General features: G+C 62.4%; 21 protein-coding genes and 2 pseudogenes. 10 read left to right on the forward strand and 13 right to left on the reverse strand.

Annotated features, from left to right (window positions below):
* Window positions 1–63: 63 nt before the first annotated feature.
* From LVS58_RS04930 to LVS58_RS04955, 6 genes are all read left to right on the forward strand, one after another.
* Complete coding sequence (locus LVS58_RS04930; protein WP_233690116.1) at window positions 64–1,095, forward strand: ABC transporter ATP-binding protein; 1,032 nt, start codon at window positions 64–66, stop codon at window positions 1,093–1,095.
* A gap of 1 nt (window position 1,096) precedes the next feature.
* On the forward strand, window positions 1,097–2,008 hold the full coding sequence (locus LVS58_RS04935; RefSeq protein ID WP_233690117.1) for an ABC transporter permease: 912 nt from the start codon (window positions 1,097–1,099) through the stop codon (window positions 2,006–2,008).
* Window positions 1,998–2,804, forward strand: coding sequence for an ABC transporter permease (locus LVS58_RS04940; protein ID WP_233690118.1), 807 nt, complete (start codon window positions 1,998–2,000; stop codon window positions 2,802–2,804). Before LVS58_RS04935 ends, LVS58_RS04940 begins: the two co-directional genes overlap by 11 nt.
* 17 nt (window positions 2,805–2,821) lie before the next feature.
* Window positions 2,822–4,246, forward strand: a complete 1,425-nt coding sequence (locus LVS58_RS04945) for a gamma-aminobutyraldehyde dehydrogenase (protein ID WP_233690119.1) — start codon at window positions 2,822–2,824, stop codon at window positions 4,244–4,246.
* Window positions 4,247–4,374: 128 nt separating this feature from the next.
* Window positions 4,375–4,629 (forward strand): type II toxin-antitoxin system HicA family toxin, encoded by a 255-nt coding sequence (locus LVS58_RS04950; protein ID WP_076403670.1) that lies wholly within the window; start codon window positions 4,375–4,377, stop codon window positions 4,627–4,629.
* Window positions 4,626–4,958, forward strand: a complete 333-nt coding sequence (locus LVS58_RS04955; protein WP_233690120.1) for a type II toxin-antitoxin system HicB family antitoxin — start codon at window positions 4,626–4,628, stop codon at window positions 4,956–4,958. Before LVS58_RS04950 ends, LVS58_RS04955 begins: the two co-directional genes overlap by 4 nt.
* Before the next feature lie 68 nt (window positions 4,959–5,026).
* On the opposite strand, the gene LVS58_RS04960 is transcribed toward LVS58_RS04955, so the two are convergent.
* The 3 genes from LVS58_RS04960 to LVS58_RS04970 all read right to left on the reverse strand — a co-directional run bounded on the left by LVS58_RS04960 (window position 5,027) and on the right by LVS58_RS04970 (window position 8,642).
* Window positions 5,027–6,133 (reverse strand): NADH:flavin oxidoreductase/NADH oxidase, encoded by a 1,107-nt coding sequence (locus LVS58_RS04960; protein WP_233690121.1) that lies wholly within the window; start codon window positions 6,131–6,133, stop codon window positions 5,027–5,029.
* A 248-nt stretch (window positions 6,134–6,381) separates the two neighbouring features.
* Window positions 6,382–8,091, reverse strand: a complete 1,710-nt coding sequence (gene recJ / locus LVS58_RS04965) for a single-stranded-DNA-specific exonuclease RecJ (protein ID WP_233690122.1) — start codon at window positions 8,089–8,091, stop codon at window positions 6,382–6,384.
* Window positions 8,092–8,099: 8 nt separating this feature from the next.
* Window positions 8,100–8,642, reverse strand: coding sequence for a YaeQ family protein (locus tag LVS58_RS04970; protein WP_003252169.1), 543 nt, complete (start codon window positions 8,640–8,642; stop codon window positions 8,100–8,102).
* 130 nt (window positions 8,643–8,772) lie between these two features.
* Between LVS58_RS04970 and LVS58_RS04975 the strand changes: the two genes are divergently transcribed.
* Together LVS58_RS04975 and LVS58_RS04980 are read left to right on the forward strand one after the other, a co-directional pair.
* A complete protein-coding gene (locus LVS58_RS04975; RefSeq protein ID WP_010952569.1) occupies window positions 8,773–9,972 on the forward strand; it encodes a CaiB/BaiF CoA transferase family protein in 1,200 nt (399 codons plus the stop codon).
* 20 nt (window positions 9,973–9,992) lie between these two features.
* On the forward strand, window positions 9,993–10,868 hold the full coding sequence (locus LVS58_RS04980; protein ID WP_233690123.1) for a TIGR02285 family protein: 876 nt from the start codon (window positions 9,993–9,995) through the stop codon (window positions 10,866–10,868).
* Between the two features lie 186 nt (window positions 10,869–11,054).
* Here the strand turns inward: LVS58_RS04980 and LVS58_RS04985 are convergent, their stop codons facing one another.
* The 6 genes from LVS58_RS04985 to xerD form a co-directional block, all read right to left on the reverse strand.
* Window positions 11,055–11,336, reverse strand: coding sequence for a DUF3509 domain-containing protein (locus tag LVS58_RS04985; protein ID WP_233690124.1), 282 nt, complete (start codon window positions 11,334–11,336; stop codon window positions 11,055–11,057).
* A 79-nt stretch (window positions 11,337–11,415) separates the two neighbouring features.
* Window positions 11,416–11,835, reverse strand: coding sequence for a histidine kinase (locus LVS58_RS04990; protein WP_233690125.1), 420 nt, complete (start codon window positions 11,833–11,835; stop codon window positions 11,416–11,418).
* 130 nt (window positions 11,836–11,965) lie between these two features.
* On the reverse strand, window positions 11,966–13,375 hold the full coding sequence (thrC, locus tag LVS58_RS04995) for a threonine synthase (RefSeq protein WP_233690126.1): 1,410 nt from the start codon (window positions 13,373–13,375) through the stop codon (window positions 11,966–11,968).
* 59 nt (window positions 13,376–13,434) lie between these two features.
* A complete protein-coding gene (locus tag LVS58_RS05000; protein WP_233690127.1) occupies window positions 13,435–14,739 on the reverse strand; it encodes a homoserine dehydrogenase in 1,305 nt (434 codons plus the stop codon).
* An 83-nt stretch (window positions 14,740–14,822) separates the two neighbouring features.
* Window positions 14,823–15,566, reverse strand: a complete 744-nt coding sequence (locus LVS58_RS05005) for a DsbC family protein (protein ID WP_233690128.1) — start codon at window positions 15,564–15,566, stop codon at window positions 14,823–14,825.
* 153 nt (window positions 15,567–15,719) lie between these two features.
* Window positions 15,720–16,616 carry a site-specific tyrosine recombinase XerD gene (gene xerD / locus LVS58_RS05010; protein ID WP_014860525.1) on the reverse strand — a complete coding sequence of 299 codons (897 nt, stop codon included), beginning with the start codon at window positions 16,614–16,616 and terminating at the stop codon, window positions 15,720–15,722.
* A gap of 93 nt (window positions 16,617–16,709) precedes the next feature.
* Here xerD and LVS58_RS25215 point away from each other — a divergent pair.
* A pseudogene (locus LVS58_RS25215) lies at window positions 16,710–16,823 on the forward strand (hypothetical protein); the annotation flags it as partial.
* 17 nt (window positions 16,824–16,840) lie between these two features.
* Window positions 16,841–17,020, forward strand: a pseudogene (locus tag LVS58_RS05015) (hypothetical protein); the annotation flags it as partial.
* 3 nt (window positions 17,021–17,023) lie between these two features.
* Here the strand turns inward: LVS58_RS05015 and LVS58_RS05020 are convergent.
* The 4 genes from LVS58_RS05020 to rimM form a co-directional block, all read right to left on the reverse strand.
* Complete coding sequence (locus LVS58_RS05020; RefSeq protein WP_003252150.1) at window positions 17,024–17,431, reverse strand: acyl-CoA thioesterase; 408 nt, start codon at window positions 17,429–17,431, stop codon at window positions 17,024–17,026.
* 94 nt (window positions 17,432–17,525) lie between these two features.
* On the reverse strand, window positions 17,526–17,876 hold the full coding sequence (rplS, locus tag LVS58_RS05025) for a 50S ribosomal protein L19 (RefSeq protein WP_003252148.1): 351 nt from the start codon (window positions 17,874–17,876) through the stop codon (window positions 17,526–17,528).
* A gap of 42 nt (window positions 17,877–17,918) precedes the next feature.
* A complete protein-coding gene (gene trmD, locus LVS58_RS05030) occupies window positions 17,919–18,671 on the reverse strand; it encodes a tRNA (guanosine(37)-N1)-methyltransferase TrmD (RefSeq protein ID WP_003252146.1) in 753 nt (250 codons plus the stop codon).
* Window positions 18,672–18,674: 3 nt separating this feature from the next.
* Window positions 18,675–19,211, reverse strand: a complete 537-nt coding sequence (gene rimM, locus LVS58_RS05035) for a ribosome maturation factor RimM (RefSeq protein WP_233690129.1) — start codon at window positions 19,209–19,211, stop codon at window positions 18,675–18,677.
* Window position 19,212: the final 1 nt, after the last annotated feature.

The raw sequence follows: 19,212 nt of genomic DNA on the forward strand, positions 1-19,212 counted from the left end.
TAGGAGCGGGTTCACCCGCGAAGAGGCCGGCACAGGAGAACCGTTGTTGTCCGGAGCCCACGCATGCCCCTAGCCGTCCAGTTCACCCAGGTGTCCCGCACTTTCGGCGAGGTCACGGCCGTCGACCAGGTCAGCATCGACATCATCGATGGCGAGTTCTTTTCCATGCTCGGCCCTTCCGGCTCGGGCAAGACCACCTGCCTGCGCCTGATCGCAGGCTTCGAGCAACCCTCCAGCGGTTCGATCCGCATCCAAGGGGTCGAGGCCGCTGGCCTGCCGCCCTACCAACGTGACGTCAACACAGTGTTCCAGGACTATGCGTTGTTCCCGCACATGAACGTGCTGGACAACATCGCCTATGGCCTGAAGGTAAAAGGTGTGGCCAAGGCCGAACGCCACAGCCGCGCCGAAGAAGCCCTGGCCATGGTGGCCCTGGCCGGCTATGGCGCGCGCAAGCCGGCGCAGCTGTCCGGTGGCCAGCGCCAGCGCGTGGCCCTGGCCCGGGCGTTGGTCAACCGGCCGCGGGTACTGCTGCTCGATGAGCCACTGGGCGCGCTGGACCTGAAGTTGCGCGAACAGATGCAGGGCGAACTGAAAAAGCTGCAACGCCAACTGGGCATCACCTTCATCTTCGTCACCCACGACCAGACCGAAGCGCTGTCGATGTCCGACCGGGTCGCGGTGTTCAACCGCGGCCGTATCGAACAGGTCGACACCCCGCGCAACCTGTACATGAAGCCCGCTACCACCTTCGTCGCTGAATTCGTCGGCACTTCCAACGTGGTACGTGGCGAGCTGGCCATGCAGCTTAACGGCAGCCCTGCGCCCTTCTCTATCCGTCCCGAACACATTCGCCTGGGCGACCCGGTAGTGACCAGCCATGAAGTCCAGGTCAGCGGCGTGCTACGTGATGTCCAGTACCAAGGCAGCGCCACCCGCTACGAACTGCAGCTGGACAACGGTCAACTGCTGGCAGTAAGCCAGGCCAATGATCGCTGGCAAAAGCAGGTGCAGGCCTGGCAGCCCGGGCAACGCCTGCAGGCGCACTGGCCCCGCGAGGCCATGACGGTGCTGCAGGAAACCGAGGGCCGCTGACATGAGCACACTGCGCGCCCTGTCCAACCTGCTGTATCGGCGCCCCAGCCTGTACCTGGCACTGCTGTTGATACCGCCGCTGACCTGGTTTGGCGCGATTTACCTCGGCTCGCTGCTGAACCTGCTGTGGCAGGGCTTCTATACCTTCGACGACTTCACCATGGCGGTGACCCCGGACCTGACCCTGGGCAACTTCGCCGCGCTGTTCAACCCGTCGAACTTCGACATCATCCTGCGCACCCTGGGCATGGCGGTGGCGGTGTCGCTGGCCAGCGCGGTACTGGCCTTCCCCGTCGCCTATTACATGGCGCGTTACACCAGCGGCAAGACCAAGGCGTTTTTCTACATCGCGGTGATGATGCCGATGTGGGCCAGCTACATCGTCAAGACCTATGCCTGGACCCTGCTATTGGCCAAGGGCGGTGTGGCCCAATGGTTCGTCCAGCAGTTGCACCTGGATGGCCTGCTGCAGGCGGTGCTGGCCGTGCCGGGCGTGGGCGGCAGCACGCTGTCGACTTCGCACCTGGGGCGCTTCCTGGTCTTCGTGTATATCTGGTTGCCGTTCATGATCCTGCCGATCCAGGCCTCGCTGGAGCGCTTGCCCCCGTCGCTGCTGCAGGCTTCGGCGGACCTGGGCGCACGGCCAGGGCAAACCTTCGTGCAGGTGATCCTGCCGCTGTCGATCCCCGGCATCGCCGCCGGCTCGATCTTCACCTTCTCGCTCACCCTGGGCGACTTCATCGTGCCGCAACTGGTCGGCCCGCCCGGCTACTTCATCGGCAGCATGGTCTACGCCCAGCAAGGGGCGATCGGCAACATGCCGATGGCCGCCGCGTTCACCTTGGTGCCCATCGTGCTGATCGCGGTATACCTGGCCATCGTCAAGCGCCTGGGGGCCTTCGATGCACTCTGAAAAAGCGTCTGCAGGGCTGCGCCTGGCGGCCTGGGGCGGGTTGCTGTTCCTGCACTTCCCGATCCTGATCATCTTCCTGTACGCCTTCAACACCGAAGACGCGGCGTTCAGCTTTCCGCCCAAGGGCTTTACCCTGAAGTGGATCAACGTGGCCTTTGCCCGGCCCGATGTGCTCGAGGCAATCAAGCTGTCGCTGCAGGTGGCTTGCCTGGCCACATTGATTGCCCTGGTGCTCGGTACGCTGGCCTCGGCGGCGCTGTATCGGCGCAGCTTCTTCGGCAAGGAGAGCATTTCGCTGGTGCTGATCCTGCCCATCGCCCTGCCAGGCATCATCACCGGCATCGCCCTGCTCTCGGCGTTCAAGACGTTAGGGATAGAGCCCGGGGTGTTCACCATCGTAGTCGGCCACGCCACGTTCTGCGTGGTGATCGTCTACAACAATGTGATCGCCCGCCTGCGGCGAACCTCGCAAAGCCTGATCGAAGCCTCGATGGACCTTGGCGCCGACGGTTGGCAGACCTTTCGCTACATCGTCCTGCCCAACCTCGGCTCGGCGCTGCTGGCGGGCGGCATGCTGGCCTTTGCCTTGTCGTTCGATGAAATCATCGTCACCACGTTCACCGCCGGCCACGAGCGTACCCTGCCGATCTGGCTGCTCAACCAGCTCAGCCGCCCGCGCGACGTGCCCGTGACCAATGTTGTCGCCATGTTGGTGATGCTGGTGACCATGCTGCCGATTCTTGGCGCCTATTACCTGACCCGTGGCGGCGATAGCGTCGCGGGCGGTGGAAAATGACCCTGGAGGAGCCCCCGATGCAAACGCAGATGCTGATCAATGGCCAGCTGGTCGCTGGCCAAGGCCCGGCCTGGACCGTGCTCAACCCGGCGCTGGGCACTGCCCTGGCGCAGATCAACGAAGCCACCGAGGCACAGGTGGACAGCGCTGTGCGCGCTGCAGACCAGGCCTTCGACAGCTGGTCGCAAACCAGCCCTAAGGAACGTTCGCAGGCCTTGCTGGCGCTGGCCGACGCCATCGAAGCCCATGGCGATGAACTGGCCCGGCTGGAATCGCAGAACTGTGGCAAGCCCCTGAGCGCTGCACTGAACGACGAAATCCCGGCGATTGCCGACGTGTTCCGTTACTTTGCCGGTGCTGCGCGCTGCCTGGGCGGCTCGGCGGCGGGCGAGTACCTGCCGGGCCACACCTCGATGATCCGCCGCGACCCGTTGGGGGTGGTGGCCTCCATCGCACCGTGGAACTACCCGCTGATGATGCTGGCCTGGAAGATTGCCCCGGCCCTGGCAGCCGGCAACACGGTGGTGATCAAACCTTCCGAACTGACTCCGCTGACCGCCCTGCGACTGGGTGAGCTGGCCCAGGACCTGCTGCCGCCAGGCGTGCTGAACATTCTGTTCGGCCGCGGCCAGACGGTCGGCAACCCGTTGATAACCCACCCCAAGGTGCGCATGGTGTCGCTGACCGGTTCGATCGCCACTGGCGCGCACATCATCAGCGCCACCGCCGACAGCGTGAAACGCATGCACATGGAGCTGGGCGGCAAGGCGCCTGTGCTGGTTTTCGACGATGCCGACATCGACGCCGCCATCGATGGCATCCGTACCTTCGGCTTCTACAACGCTGGCCAGGACTGCACCGCAGCCTGTCGCCTGTACGTACAGGACGGGATTTACGAGCGCTTCGTCGAACGCCTGGGTGAAGCAGTAGCGAGCCTGAAACCTGGCCTGCAAGAGGCCGAGGACACCGAGCTGGGGCCATTGATCAGTGCCCAGCATCGTGACAAGGTCGCAGGGCTGGTGCAGCGGGCCATCGCCCAACCGCATATTCGTCTGGTAACCGGTGGCAAGCCGATAGCGGGCGATGGCTTTTTCTTCGAGCCCACCGTGCTGGCCGATGCTCTGCAGGACGACGAGATCGTACGCAACGAAGTGTTCGGCCCGGTGGTTTCGGTGACCCGCTTCACCGATGAAGCGCAGGCACTGGAATGGGCCAACGACTCCAACTACGGGCTGGCCTCATCGGTATGGACCCACGACACCGGCCGCGCCCACCGCCTGGCGGCGCGCTTGCAGTACGGCTGCACCTGGGTGAATACCCACTTCATGCTGGTCAGCGAAATGCCCCATGGCGGGCAGAAACATTCAGGGTATGGCAAGGACATGTCGATGTATGGGCTGGAGGACTACACCTGTGTGCGGCATGTGATGATCAAGCACTAAGGGTTCGCGTTGACCGAGGGTCCTGAATGCCCCTCGGTCAACGTCTCAGAATTTTCCTTCAACCGTGATCTACTCCCTCCTACTGCACATCCATTGAGCCTGCATGGCTGGTATCATAATCTGATACCATGAATAATCATCAGCAAGCCACACTTGAAGCATTACTTAAAAGGCCGGTTCCCAGAACACTGGAGTGGGCGCGGGTGGAGTCTCTGCTGGTATCGCTGGGCGCCAGGGTCATAGAAGGCAGAGGATCACGGGTTCGCTTTGAACTCAATGGAGCAGTGGCAACCTTCCACCGCCCTCATCCGGACAGGCACGCCAAGCCCTATCAACTAAGAGACGCCCGCCAGTTCATTGAGCAGGCAGGAGTATTACCATGAATGTAATGACTTACCGCGGATACGCCGCTCGTATCGAATACAGCGACGAAGACCAGTTGCTGATCGGCCATGTCGCCGGCATTCGCGACGTGATAGGTTTTCATGGCGAATCGATCAGTGAGTTGCGCCATGCATTTGAAGAAGCCGTTGACGATTATCTTGAGACTTGCGAACGCCTTGGGCGGGAACCGCAGAAAACGTATTCCGGCAAACTCAGCCTACGCCTTGAGCCTACCCTTCACGCCAGTGTGGCGGCCAAGGCGGAGCTAGCCGAAAAGAGCATCAATCAATGGGTAAGCGATATTCTCAGCAAGGCTGCCTATAGCTGAACCCAGGGCCGCTTTGCGGCCCTTTCGCGAGACAAGGCCGCTCCTGCAGGGGCCGCGCAAGGCTTGGATCAGTCGCGCAAATCCGACTCGTGAATCGGGTTGGCCCTGCTCGTGGCGCGTTGGTACTGCGCCGGCCAGGTGGCTTTGTTGCCGCCCAGGTCGTCGTCGGCATGCAGTGGCCAGTACGGGTCGCGCAACAGTTCGCGGGCGAGGAAGATGATATCGGCCTGGCCAGTGCGCAGGATGTGCTCGGCCTGGGCCGGTTCGGTGATCATGCCCACAGTGCCGGTGGCGATTTCCGATTCCTTGCGCACGCGCTCGGCAAAGCGGGTCTGGTAGCCAGGGCCGGTAGGGATCTCGGCGTTGACCGAGGTGCCGCCCGAAGAGACATCGATCAGATCCACGCCCAAACTCCGCAGGCGGCGTGCCAGTTCGACGGTTTCATCCGGGTTCCAGCCATCCTCTACCCAATCGGTAGCCGATACCCGCACGAACAGCGGCAATTCGGCAGGCCAAGCCTTGCGCACGGCCTCGACCACCTCCAGGGTCAGGCGGATACGGTTTTCGAAGCAACTGCCATATTGGTCACGGCGCTGGTTGCTTAGCGGTGACAGGAACTGGTGCAGCAGGTAACCATGGGCAGCATGGATTTCCACCACCTTGAATCCAGCCTTCAAGGCGCGTTCGGTCGAGGCGACGAAGGCCGCGATCACCTCCTGGATCTCGTCCTGGCTCAACTCGCGTGGAGGTGTGTGCTGCGGATCGAAGGCGATCTTCGACGGCCCCACCGGCTGCCAGCCGCCCTCTTCCAGTTTGACGCTGCCTTGTTTGCCTAGCCATGGGCGGTAGGTACTGGCTTTGCGCCCGGCGTGGGCCAGCTGAATGCCAGGCACGCCCCCCTGGGCACTGATGAAGCGGGTAATGCGTTGCAACGGCGCGATCTGGGCGTCGTCCCACAGGCCCAGGTCTTCGGCAGTGATACGGCCATCGGCGGTCACCGCCACGGCTTCAGTGAATACCAGGCCGGCGCCACCGACGGCGCGGCTGCCTAAATGGACGAGATGCCAGTCGTTGGCCAAGCCATCGACCGCGGAATACTGGCACATGGGTGACACGGCGATGCGGTTGGGCAAGGTCAGTTGACGCAGGGTGTAAGGCTCGAGCAGCAGGCTCATGAGGGCACCTCCCAAGGACTCCAATGGTGATCCGGCCCGAACACTCAATTGCACGTCCCTGGCCCAGGTCCGGTCATAACTTCAGACTAGACCAGAATGGGTGGGGGGGAGGTTCCATGGGATTTTGGGTGGGGTGCGGGATGGGGGTGCCAGGCTCGAAAGTGTTGTCGCCAGTGAGATCGAGCGCCGCGCGGGCGGCGCTGGATTTCCGCCACACCACAAGAATCAAGGCAAGCCCCGCAAAACCGTCAGCGCGGCTCCATGTGGGCAATCATCAACTGCACACTTTCATTGCCCCGAAACTCGTTCACATCCAGCTTGTACGCCAACTCGACCCAACGCACGGTCGGGTTCGGCCACACTTCGCGATCGACGCCGAAGGCAATGCCATCCAGCCGTACCGAACCACACTCGCTCTTGAGCACCACCTTCAGGTGCCGCTCACCGACCACACGCTGCTCCACCAACTGGAACACGCCATGGAACAGCGGCTCAGGGAAGTGCTGGCCCCATGGGCCGGCATGGCGCAGGGCCTTGGCCAGGTCCAGGTGAAACTCCTCTACCGCCAGGCTGCCGTCGGACAGCAGCCGGCCGGTCAGGTCTTCTTCGCGCAGCTGACGCCGCACCTCTTCATCGAACGCCTCGGCAAAGGCCGGAAAATTCGCCTCTGGCAACGACAACCCGGCAGCCATGGCGTGGCCGCCGAACTTGCTGATCAGTTGCGGGTGACGCGCGGCCACGGCATCCAGCGCATCGCGAATATGGAACCCCGGCACCGAGCGTGCCGAACCTTTGAGCATGCCGTCGCCAGCATCAGCGAACGCAATGGTCGGCCGGTGGTAACGCTCCTTCAGACGCGAAGCCAGAATACCGATCACCCCTTGGTGCCAATCGGCATCGAACAGGCACAAGCCGTAGGGCATGGACTCGACCGGCAGGTCCTTGAGCTGGGCCAGGGCCTCACGCTGCATCCCCTGTTCAATGGACTTGCGGTCCTGGTTCAGGTCGTCCAGTTGCTGGGCCATGTCCTGGGCCAGGGCCGCGTCCTCGCACAGCAGGCATTCGATGCCCAGGCTCATGTCGTCCAGGCGACCGGCAGCGTTCAGCCGTGGCCCAAGGATGAAACCGAGGTCGGTCGAGGTAATACGACGATGGTCGCGGCGGGCCACTTCGAGAATGGCCTTCAGCCCCGGCCGGGCTCGGCCGGCGCGGATGCGCTCAAGGCCTTGGTGCACCAGGATGCGATTGTTGGCATCCAGCGGCACCACGTCCGCCACACTGCCCAGCGCCACCAGATCGAGCAGTTCGCCAATGTTCGGCTGTGGCTGCGCCTCATAGCGCCCAAGGCTGCGCAAGCGAGCGCGCAGGGCCATCAACACATAGAAGATCACCCCTACCCCGGCCAGTGACTTGCTCGGAAAGCTGCAGCCCGGCTGGTTGGGATTGATGATGGCATCGGCGTCGGGCAACTGCTCGCCCGGCAGGTGGTGATCGGTGACCAGCACCTTGAGCCCGGCGGCCTTGGCGGCCGCCACCCCGTCGACACTGGAGATACCGTTGTCCACGGTAATCAGCAACTGCGGCTGGCGCTGCAGCGCCACCTCGACGATTTCCGGGGTCAGGCCGTAGCCGTACTCGAAGCGGTTGGGCACCAGGTAATCGACATGGGCCGCACCCAGCAGACGCAGGCCCAGTACCCCCACGGTGCTGGCGGTGGCACCGTCGGCATCGAAGTCGCCGACGATGAGGATGCGCTGGCGCTGGTCGATGGCTTCGACCAGCAGGTCCACACCGGCCTCGATGCCCTTGAGCTGCTGGTACGGCAGCAGGCGTGCCAGGCTTTTGTCCAGCTCGGCCTCGCTCTGCACGCCGCGCGCGGCGTAAAGGCGGGTCAGCAAGGGTGGCAGGTTACCCAGAAATGGCAGGGTCGGCGGCAGCGGGCGAGGTTCGATACGCATAGGTTGCTTTAACCACGCTCACCAAGCAGCCACTGCAGTTGTACTTCATGCTGGCCACGGTCGTCGGTCACGAACACCGTACCCTCACTGATCATCACATCCCACTTGATGCTACGCGGCATGTCGGTCGCCAGGGTTTCCAGCACCTCTTGCGGCACAGCGGCAATGCTCAGGTTTTTCAGGTTCTTGACCGCGCTCACCACTTTACCCTCCCACACGCGCAGGCTGCCGTACGCCAGCAAGCTGGTGCGTTCGGTACGACGCGAGCACCAGGTGAGGCGATCGGCATCAGGCTGGCCAACTTCAATCCAGTGCAGCACGCGATCGTCCAGGCTCTTTTCCCACAGCGCCGGCTCATCGACATCCGACAGGCCGCGGCCAAACGACAAGTTCTCGTTGTACCAGAGCGCGTACGCCAACAAACGAACTGCCATGCGCTCTTCGGTTTCCGAAGGGTGCCGAGCGATAGTCTGTTTGACGCTTTCGTAGACGTTGCGATCAAGGTCGGTGAGATTCAGTTCGAACTTGTAGGTGGTGGACGGCTGGGCCATGGTCGACGGGCTTCGTGCAAAAGAAAGTGGCACAGTCTACCCCATCCGCACCTTCCATGCCCCGCAGCAGTACCCGGCGAAACCGACGTGTGATAAAACCACGGCTCTGCCCAACTGCCACGGATACCCCATGTCGACGCCCAGCAAACCCCTCGCCGGCCTCAAAGTTGTCGAACTCGGTACCCTGATCGCCGGGCCGTTCGCCTCGCGTATCTGTGCCGAATTCGGCGCCGAAGTGGTCAAGGTCGAATCGCCCGACGGCGGCGACCCGCTGCGCAAGTGGCGCAAGCTGTACGAGGGCACCTCGCTGTGGTGGTTCGTGCAGGCCCGCAACAAGCAGTCGCTCACCCTCAACCTCAAGCACCCCGAGGGCCGCGATATCCTCAAGCGCCTGCTGGCCGAGGCCGACATCCTGATCGAGAACTTTCGCCCGGGCGTGCTGGAAAAACTGGGTTTGGGGTGGGATGTGCTGCATGCGCTGAACCCGCGCCTGGTGATGGTGCGCCTGTCTGGCTTTGGCCAGACCGGGCCGATGAAAGACCAGCCAGGCTTCGGTGCCGTCGGCGAGTCAATGGGCGGCCTGCGCTACATCACCGGTTTTGATGACCGCCCGCCGGTGCGCACCGGGATTTCCATCGGGGACTCGATTGCCGCCCTGTGGGGGGTGATCGGCGCGCTGATGGCGCTGCGCCACCGGGAAGTCAATGGCGGTCAGGGCCAGGTAGTGGACGTGGCCCTGTACGAGGCGATCTTTGCCATGATGGAGAGCATGGTCCCGGAGTTCGATGTGTTCGGTTTCATCCGCGAACGCACCGGCAACATCATGCCGGGCATCACCCCCTCCTCCATCCACACAAGCGCCGACGGCAAGCATGTGCAGATCGGCGCCAACGGTGATGCGATCTTCAAGCGTTTCATGCAGGCCATCGGTCGCGATGACCTGGCCAATGACCCGACCCTGGCCAGCAACGACGGCCGCGACCTGCGTCGTGACGAGCTGTACGGGGTAATCGACCGCTGGGCCAACAGCCTGCCACTGGAACAACTGATGCAGGTGCTGACCACTGCCGAAGTGCCGGCCAGCCGTATCTATTCGGCTGAAGACATGTTCAACGACCCTCAGTACCTGGCACGCGAGATGTTCCTGCAGGCCAAGCTGCCGGATGGCAAGCCATTCCACATGCCCGGCATCGTCCCCAAGCTGTCGGAAACACCCGGCTCCAGCGAATGGGTCGGCCCGGCGTTGGGTGAGCATACCGAGGCGCTGCTCGGCAGCCTGGGCTACGACGCAGCGGCCATCGCCAGCCTGCGCGCAGCAGGCACGGTCTGATCCTGGCGCTGACCGGTTCCATGTGCGCGCCCCGCTGTCTACGCCATCTGGTCCTGCTCTGCGGGCTGCTGCCTGCGTTGCTGTTGCAGCCAGCAAGTGCCAAGGAGCAGCTCTTCTGGCTGGTACGCGACCTGCCACCGTTCACCATTTTTGAAGGCCCGGAAGAAGGACGGGGGGTCATTGACCAGTTGTTACCGCTGCTGATAAGGCAAATGCCCGAGTACGAACACAGCATCGTGCGGGTCAACCGCGCCCGCAGCCTGCAGATGCTGCAAGACCGTGAAACCTTTACCTGCGACCCAACCCTGCTGTGGACGCCGGAACGGGCCGAGTATGTGCATTTTTCCGTTCCATCGCTGGGCGTGCACAGCGGCGGCCTGGTGCTGCGCAAGGAAAACCAGGCGCTGGTGGCACCCTACCTCGACGGCCAGCAGGTGGACCTGCATGGCCTGCTGAGCAAGGCCCCGCTGAAGCTGGGGATTGTCGCAGAGCGCAGCTACGGCACGCAGATCGACAACATCCTGCGCCAGTTGCCCGACAGCGCGCTCAGCCGTCACTACGGTAACGAGGCCACCGCCAACCTGCTGCAGATGCAGCAGCTGGGCCGCCTGCGCCTGGTGCTCGGCTACTGGCCTGAAGTTCGCTACCTGATCCAGCAACAAGGCGGGTCACTGGCTGACTACCAGTTTCATACCGTGCAGGGCGCGAATCGCTACCAGTTTCTGCATGTAGGGTGTTCGGACAGTGAACTGGGGCGTGCAGCAGTTGCGCACATCGACCAGTTGCTGCCTGCCTTGCGCCGGGATGTGTTGCCAGGGTTGTATGCCCGTTGGCTGGACCCAGCATTGCGGGAGAACTATCTGCAGGAAAGCCAACATTTCTTTGAGGACAAATAAGCCCAACCGTTATACACGGTCGTTGCAGGAGCAACCGGGAATAGGTGTTCGCCCGAAAAAAGAAACCCCAGGCGCAGGGGAAGACGCCCGGGGCCAAGCGAAAGCCCTTGAGGACTTCCCGTGACAGCCTTGCCAGCGCCGGAGCAAAGCACTGGCTGGCTGCCCCTACCCTGTCTGATAGGCGACTCAGGCAAAGGTTCCCTGCGGATGCTGGCGATGCTGCAATGCCGCGATCACACAAGGCTGCAACCGCCCCTCAGCGATCTGCAGGTCTCGGTGCAAGCCGTCCACGAGGTCGATCAGCAGGCGTTGCTCCTGCAATTGGCGCTCGCTGACGGTGCGCCGCAAGGTGATACCTGATAGGGGGTCGTGAACGGTCAGTTGACGATTACCGCTGGGGTCGGCGATGCCGAGGTGGGTCTGATAGGGCGTCAGGGCTTCGTTGAGCAGGCTGCAGATTCTTTCCATCCGGATCACTCGCTGCGTGGTGGGACCTAAAGTAACTGACCAGCAGGCGCCGCAGAAAGTTCGTCAAACCGCGCCCGCTTCAGTGAGCATGCGGGGCTGGCATGACAGTTTGAATACGCGACCCTGGGCGCACCTGCAGTGTTTGCAAGGCGTGCTGCAGGCGTGGCATCGACAGCGGCCAGGGCAACTCGTCGAGCACCCACATGCCGCGCTTTCTGGCCTCCTGGGCAAGGTTTCGACGCTTTGGGGCAGGCTGGCCGACGAACAGCAATGCGCGCACTCGCCGCGGCTGGGCGAGCAAAGCAAGGCCGGCCCGGGCTGAAATGGCGTGGTCGAGGATCAGCAAGTCAGGGCGACGCTCAGCGCAGAGGCAGGCGTCGAGGTCAGCGACGCTTTCGCTGATGCGCACGTTGAAGACGCCTTGGCCATTGAGGGCCTGGTGCAAGAGGATCTGGTGGGATGGGCGAGCCTGGTGAATCAACACATAGGGCTGGTGCATGAGCCGCTCCTGATGGGAGGACCGGCTAATTTATGCTTGACACCTGGCAAGCCGAATAGGAAGTTTCTGATAGATCGGAGGGAAAAGGCTGAGACGTTGGGGCTGCTCGGCAGCCCCAAACGCAATGCAATTACAGCGGCTTGCCGCGGTTGCCGTGCTGGCTGACAAAGCCCTGTACAGCCTTCAGGTCATTGGCCAGGACCGTGCAACGCTCTTCACGGCTGAACAGATCGCTGAGGTGCGCGGGTAGTTCCAGCGCCTTGCCCACACCGGCCTTCTCCACCGCGTCCGGGAACTTGACCGGGTGCGCAGTCCCCAGTACCACCATTGGCGTGTCCAGGCTGCGGCGGCACTCGCGGGCAGCCTTCACGCCGATTGCGGTATGCGGATCGAGCACTTCACCGGTGGCGGCGAACACGTCTGCGATGGTCTCGCAGGTTTGCTCGTCGCTGACAGCCAGCGAGTCGAACAGTTTGCGGGCTTCGGTCCAGCGGTCTTGCTCGACACTGAAGCCGCCACCTTGCTTGAAGTTGGCCATCAGTTCGGCAATCGCGCCACCGTTGCGGCCATGCAGGTCGAACAGCAGGCGCTCGAAGTTGGACGAGACCATGATGTCCATCGACGGCGACAGGGTCGCGTGCAGGGTTTCCTTGACGTACTGGTTGCCGCTCATGAAGCGGTGCAGGATGTCGTTGCGGTTGGTGGCGACGATCAGCTGGCTGACCGGCAGGCCCATGTTGCGCGCCAGGTAGCCGGCGAAGATATCGCCGAAGTTGCCGGTGGGTACCGAGAACGCCACCGAGCGCGCCGGGCCACCCAGCTGCAGGGCTGCATGGAAGTAGTAGACGATCTGGGCCATGATCCGCGCCCAGTTGATCGAGTTGACGGCTACCAGGCGGGTGCCCTTGAGGAACGACTGGTCGGCGAAACTGGCCTTGACCATTTCCTGGCAGTCGTCGAAGTTGCCTTCGATGGCGATGTTGTGGATGTTGTCGCCAAAGATGGTGGTCATCTGACGGCGCTGCACTTCCGATACACGCTGGTGCGGGTGCAGGATGAAGATGTCGACGTTGTCGCAACGGCGGCAGCCTTCGATCGCGGCGGAACCGGTATCACCGCTGGTGGCACCGATGATGACCACGCGCTCGTTGCGCTTGGCCAGCACATGGTCAAGCAGGCGACCGAGCAACTGCAGGGCAAAGTCCTTGAACGCCAGGGTCGGGCCGTGGAACAGCTCCAGCACCCACTCGTTGCTGTTCAGCTGACGCAACGGGGCAACCGCAGCGTGGGCGAACTCGCCGTAGGTTTCTTCGAGGATCTTCTTGAAGTCGGCGTCGGCAATGCTGCCTTCAACGAACGGACGCATCACGCGGAAGGCCAGCTCGTGGTAGGGCAAGCCGGCCCACGAGGCGATTTCTTCCTGGGTAAAGCGTGGCAGGTTTTCCGGCACGTAGAGGCCGCCGTCGCTGGCCAGGCCAGCCAGCAGCACGTCTTCGAAATTCAGGGCCGGTGCCTGGCCGCGGGTACTGATATAGCGCATGGGTGCAAACCTTCGATGCTGGGGCCGGGGCCGCGCTGGCGGCCCATCGGCAGTATTTGTTAGTTGAGCTGCTCGACGCGAATGCGCACAACCTTGCCGACCACGTCCTGCAGGGCTTCCAGGGCGACGATGGCGTCATTGATACGCTGCTCGACCACGCCATGGGTGACCAGGATCATGGGCACCAGGCCATCCTGTTCCTCGGCTTCCTTCTGCATGATCGACTCGATGTTGATACCGCGCTCCGAGAGAATGCTGGCGACCTGGGCCAGTACGCCCGGGTGATCCTTGGCCTGGATGCGCAGGTAATAGGCGCTTTCGCAGGCCTCGATCGGCAGGATCGGGTGGGCCGACAGCGCGTCTGGCTGGAAGGCCAGGTGCGGCACACGGTTTTCCGGGTCGGAGGTCATGGCACGGACCACGTCGACCAGGTCGCCGACCACTGACGAAGCGGTAGGCTCCATACCCGCGCCGGCACCGTAGTACAGAGTAGAGCCGGCAGCATCACCGTTGACCATGACAGCGTTCATCACGCCGTTGACGTTGGCGATCAGACGGTCGGCCGGGATCAGCGTCGGGTGCACGCGCAGCTCGATACCTTCGGCGGTGCGACGCGCCACACCCAGGTGCTTGATGCGGTAGCCCAACGCCTCGGCGTAGTTCACGTCTGCCGTTGTCAGCTGGGTGATGCCTTCGGTGTAGGCCTTGTCGAACTGCAGCGGGATACCGAACGCGATGGACGCCAGGATCGTCAGCTTGTGCGCAGCGTCGATGCCTTCTACGTCGAAGGTCGGGTCGGCTTCGGCGTAGCCCAGCGCCTGAGCTTCGGCCAGTACGTCCGGGAAGGCACGGCCCTTCTCTCGCATTTCGGTGAGGATGAAGTTGCCGGTGCCGTTGATGATGCCCGCCAGCCAGTTGATGCGGTTGGCCGACAGGCCTTCGCGGATGGCCTTGATCACCGGGATGCCACCGGCTACGGCCGCCTCGAAGGCCACAATCACGCCCTTCTCGCGGGCTTTGGCGAAGATTTCGTTGCCATGCACGGCGATCAGCGCCTTGTTGGCGGTGACCACGTGCTTGCCGTTTTCGATGGCCTTGAGCACCAGGTCGCGGGCGATGGTGTAGCCACCGATCAGCTCGATGACAATGTCGATCTCCGGGTTGCTTGCAACTTCGAACACGTCAGCGGTAATGGGGGTACCGGTAATCTGGCAGTTCGGGTTCTGCGAGCGCATGGCGATCTGTGCCACTTCAATACCGCGCCCGGCACGGCGGGCAATCTCCTCGGCGTTGCGCTGAAGTACATTGAAGGTTCCGCCACCGACGGTCCCCAACCCACAGATGCCTACTTTGACCGGTTTCACTGTGAACTCCCCATTGAACGGCCGACACGTTTGCCGACCGTGAAACTTGCCGTCACCCCATGACGACGGCGTACTGAACTGGATTACTTGGCAAGTGCCAGCTTGGCGACCTGCGGTGCCGGCTGGTAGCCCGGAATGACCTGGCCGCTTTCAAGAACAATGGCCGGCGTGCCGTTGACACCGATCGACTGACCCAGCTGGAACTGCTTGCTGACCGGGTTGGTGCACTTGGCGGCCTTGATTTCTTCACCTTCGACCATTTTGTCCATCGCCCCACGGCGGTCGCTGGAACACCACACCGCCTGCAACTGCTGATCACCCGACGAACCGAGGCCCTGGCGCGGGAAGGCGACATAGCGCACTTCGATACCGCGACGGTTCAACTCGGGCACTTCGGCGTGCAGCTTGTGGCAGTAAGGGCAGGTCGTGTCGGTGAACACGGTGATGTGCGACTTGGTCTCGCCTTTGGCAGGATAAACCACCATCTCGGCGGCTGGAATGCCGTTGATGAGCTTGGCGATACCTTGGCGTTCGGTTTTTTCAGTGAGGTTGACCGGCTTGCCGTCCTGGATCTGGAACAGGTAGCCCTGCATCACGAACTGGCCGTCAGCGCTGGCGTACAGCACGCGGCCGCCCTGCAGCCTGACTTCATACAGGCCGTTGAGCGGGCTGCTTGCCACGCTTTCCACGGGCACTTCCAACTCGAGGTTCTGCAACGATTTACGGATGGCCTGCTCGGCACCGGCGTTGCTATCGGTTACCGCGGCAACGGCAAAGGTACTGGCCAGCGCCAACGCGGCGGCGGCGAAAAACTGGGTCACGCGCATGGGAACTCCTGAAGGCGGACAGGGGCCGGAGGGCGCCACCTGCGGAAAATACGCGGTGGCCGTGCGGCCCTTGGTGCAAACCGCCCAAGCCTACCACATCACGCTGCCAGTGAAGGGGCTCGCAAGGACCGGCCGGCGGAACATGAAAAACATTCATCCACGCGGGTGGTGCTGGGCGTGCAACTGCTGCAGGCGGGCCTTGGCGACGTGGGTATAGATCTGCGTGGTAGACAGGTCACTGTGACCCAGCAGCATCTGCACCACCCGCAAGTCGGCACCGTGGTTGAGCAGGTGGGTGGCGAAGGCATGCCGCAGGGTGTGCGGCGACAGCGGCTTGTCGATGCCGGCAACCCGTGCGTGGTGTTTGATACGGTGCCAGAAGGTCTGGCGCGTCATCTGCTCGCCGCGCTGACTGGGGAACAGCACGTCGCTGGGACGGCCATTGAGCAGTTCGGCGCGACCATCGCGCTGGTAGCGCTCCAACCACACCACCGCTTCTTCACCCATGGGCACCAGACGTTCCTTGCTGCCCTTGCCCATCACCCGCAGCACACCCTGGCGCAGGTTGACCTGGTCGAGGGTCAGGCTGACCAGTTCGGTAACCCGAAGGCCGCAAGCGTAGAGCACTTCGAGCATGGCACGGTCGCGCTGGCCAATGGCTTCGCCCAGGTCCGGTGCCTGCAACAGGGCTTCGACGTCGGCTTCGGACAGCGACTTGGGTAGCGGCTTGCCCAATTGCGGCATGTCGACCTGCAGGGTCGGGTCGATGGCCACCAGCTTTTCCCGCAGCAGGTAACGGAAGAAGCCGCGCAGGCCGGAGAGGAAACGCGCCGTGGAACGTGGCTTGTAGCCCTGATCCAGGCGCCAGGCCAGGTGATCGAGGATCAGGTCGCGGCCGGCGTCCGGCAGCGCTACCGAATGCTCCTGCAGCCAGCCATTGAACAGGGCCAGGTCGCTACGGTAGGACACGCGGGTATTGTCGGACAGGCCTTTTTCCAGCCATAGGGCGTCAAGGAACTGGTCGATCAGGGGGTGGTCGAGGGCGGGCATGAAATCTCGGTGGCAAACGACGAAATGGCGCTTAGTCTTTCATAACAACGCCGGCATAGGGAGCCCGCATGAGCGAACAGCAGATCCTTTTGAGTGTGGGCAGCAGCGCTCGCCTGCCAGTGGCTGGCCTGGCGCCAGAAGCTCCCGGCGATTCTGTTTTTGTTGTTGGCCGGGATCCTTGCCGGCCCAGCGCTGGGATGGCTCGACTCACTTTTGCCGGTGTGACCAACCTGACCGAAGGCTTTGGCTGGGATGCCTACCAGGCGCTGCATGGCGAGCGGGCAAACTTGCTGTTCGCGCGCGATGGCCAGGGCTGGGTTCATGTAGCCAGCCCTGATAACCCGTTGCAGCCACAACCGGGCTGGATCCTGGTGGCATTGATCGAGCCAGCAGCGCAACCGTGATGCTCAGGTGCCTGGCAGCACGGGCACCGGGCGCTTGTCCTCGTCGATGGCGACGAAGCTGAACACCCCATGGATCGCCCGATCACGGCCATCCAGGTACATGTTCTCGACAAACACATCCACCTGCACCTGCAAGCTGGTATTGCCGACCTTGATCACCGTACCCACCAGCTCGACGATCGAGCCTGCCGGAATCGGGTGCTTGAAATCGATACGGTCGGTAGACACGGTCACCAGCGGCAGGCGACAGAAACGCGTGGCCGCGATGAACGACACTTCGTCCATCCAGGCCAGGGCGGTGCCGCCGAACAGGGTGTTGTGGTGGTTGGTGGTATTGGGGAACACCGCCTTGGTCACGCGGGTAACCGACAGCTCGGTGCGGCGCTGGATTTCCTGGTCTCGGGTCGTCATGGCAATCGAATTCTTGGGGGTTCAAAACGCAAAAAAGCAGCCCGAAGGCTGCTTTTTTCTCGCTAGGCGGCCTCGGCCACCGGGCAAACTGCACTCAGGACAGTTTTTCCTTGATGCGAGCGGCTTTGCCGGACAGGTCGCGCAGGTAGTACAGCTTGGCTTTACGCACGTCACCACGACGTTTCACGGCCAGGCTGTCGATTTGCGGGCTGTAGGTCTGGAAGGTACGCTCTACGCCAACGCCGCTGGAGATCTTGCGCACGGTGAAGGCGCTGTTCAGACCGCGGTTACGCTTGGCGATAACGACGCCTTCGAACGCCTGCAGACGGGAACGCTCACCTTCCTTCACTTTAACCTGAACGACAACGGTGTCGCCTGGTGCGAAGGTCGGGATTTCCTTGCTCATCTGCTCGGCTTCGAGCTGCTGGATGATCTTGTTGGTCATGCTGTGCTCCTAAGATGGATACGCGATCCACCATCGATACGTTTAACTATCGTCCCGCTCGCGGAGATATTCCTCGAGCAGCTTCTTCTCTTCTCCAGAAAGTGAGCGACTTTCCAGAAGATCGGCGCGTCGTTCGAAGGTCCTACCAAGGGACTGCTTCATCCTCCAACGCCGGATATGTGCATGGTTGCCACTTAGCAACACGTCGGGAACACGCTGATCCGCATACACCTCAGGCCGGGTGTAGTGCGGGCAATCGAGCAGACCGTCGGTGAAGGAATCCTCTTCCGCCGAGTCCACATGCCCTAAAGCTCCGGGCAGCAGTCGCGTAACCGCATCGATCAGCACCATGGCCGGCAGCTCGCCACCGGAAAGCACATAGTCGCCAATCGACCACTCCTCATCGACATGAGCCTCGATAAAGCGCTCGTCGATGCCTTCATAACGACCGGCGATCAGGATCAACGATTCCTGTTCGGCCAGGCCTTTGACCGCCTGCTGAGTCAGCTTGCGGCCTTGTGGCGAAAGGTAGATCACCTTTGCCGCTGCTCCGGTCGCCTGCCTGGCGCTAACCAGGGCGTCTTCCAGAGGCTTGATTTTCATCACCATGCCCGGACCACCGCCAAACGGCCGATCATCTACCGTGTGGTGACGATCTGTGGTGTAGTCCCGCGGGTTCCAGCAAGTCACCTGAAGCAACCCTTGTTTCACCGCGCGGCTGGTAATGCCGTACTCCGTGATGGCCGAGAACATCTCGGGGAACAACGTGATGACGTCTACGCGAAGGTTACCCATCGTTTAGAAGTCCGCGTCCCATTCGACCCGCATCACGCCTGCTTCCAGGTCGATTGCCAGCACACATTGCTCCGTATAGGGCAACAGACGCTCGCGATCATCCAGGCTGCCTGCGCAGGGCTTGACCACCATTACATCGTTCGCACCGGTCTCCAACAGGTGATCGACCTTGCCGAACAGTTGTTCGTCCTGGTTGATGACCTTCAGACCTACCAACTGGTACCAGTAGTACTCGTCGGCAGCCAGGTTGGGCAAAAGGCTCCGCGGGATGCAGATTTCGTAACCGCTCAGAAGACGGGCTTCATCACGATCCTCGAGACCTTTCAACTTCACGACCAGGCCCTTTTGGGAGCCACGACCGCTGACCAGCTCGACCTGCTTTACCTTGCCTTCGTGCTTGAGCGTCCAGCGCGGATAATCCAACAGGTTTTCAATCGGATCGGTAAAGGAATACACCTTCACCTCGCCGCGAACGCCGTGAACCGAAAAAATCTTGCCAACGACGATGAGGTCGTCAGCCTTTTCTGGCGTCGCGTTCATA

This window comes from Pseudomonas sp. JR33AA, assembly GCF_021378985.1.
GTDB lineage: Bacteria > Pseudomonadota > Gammaproteobacteria > Pseudomonadales > Pseudomonadaceae > Aquipseudomonas > Aquipseudomonas alloputida.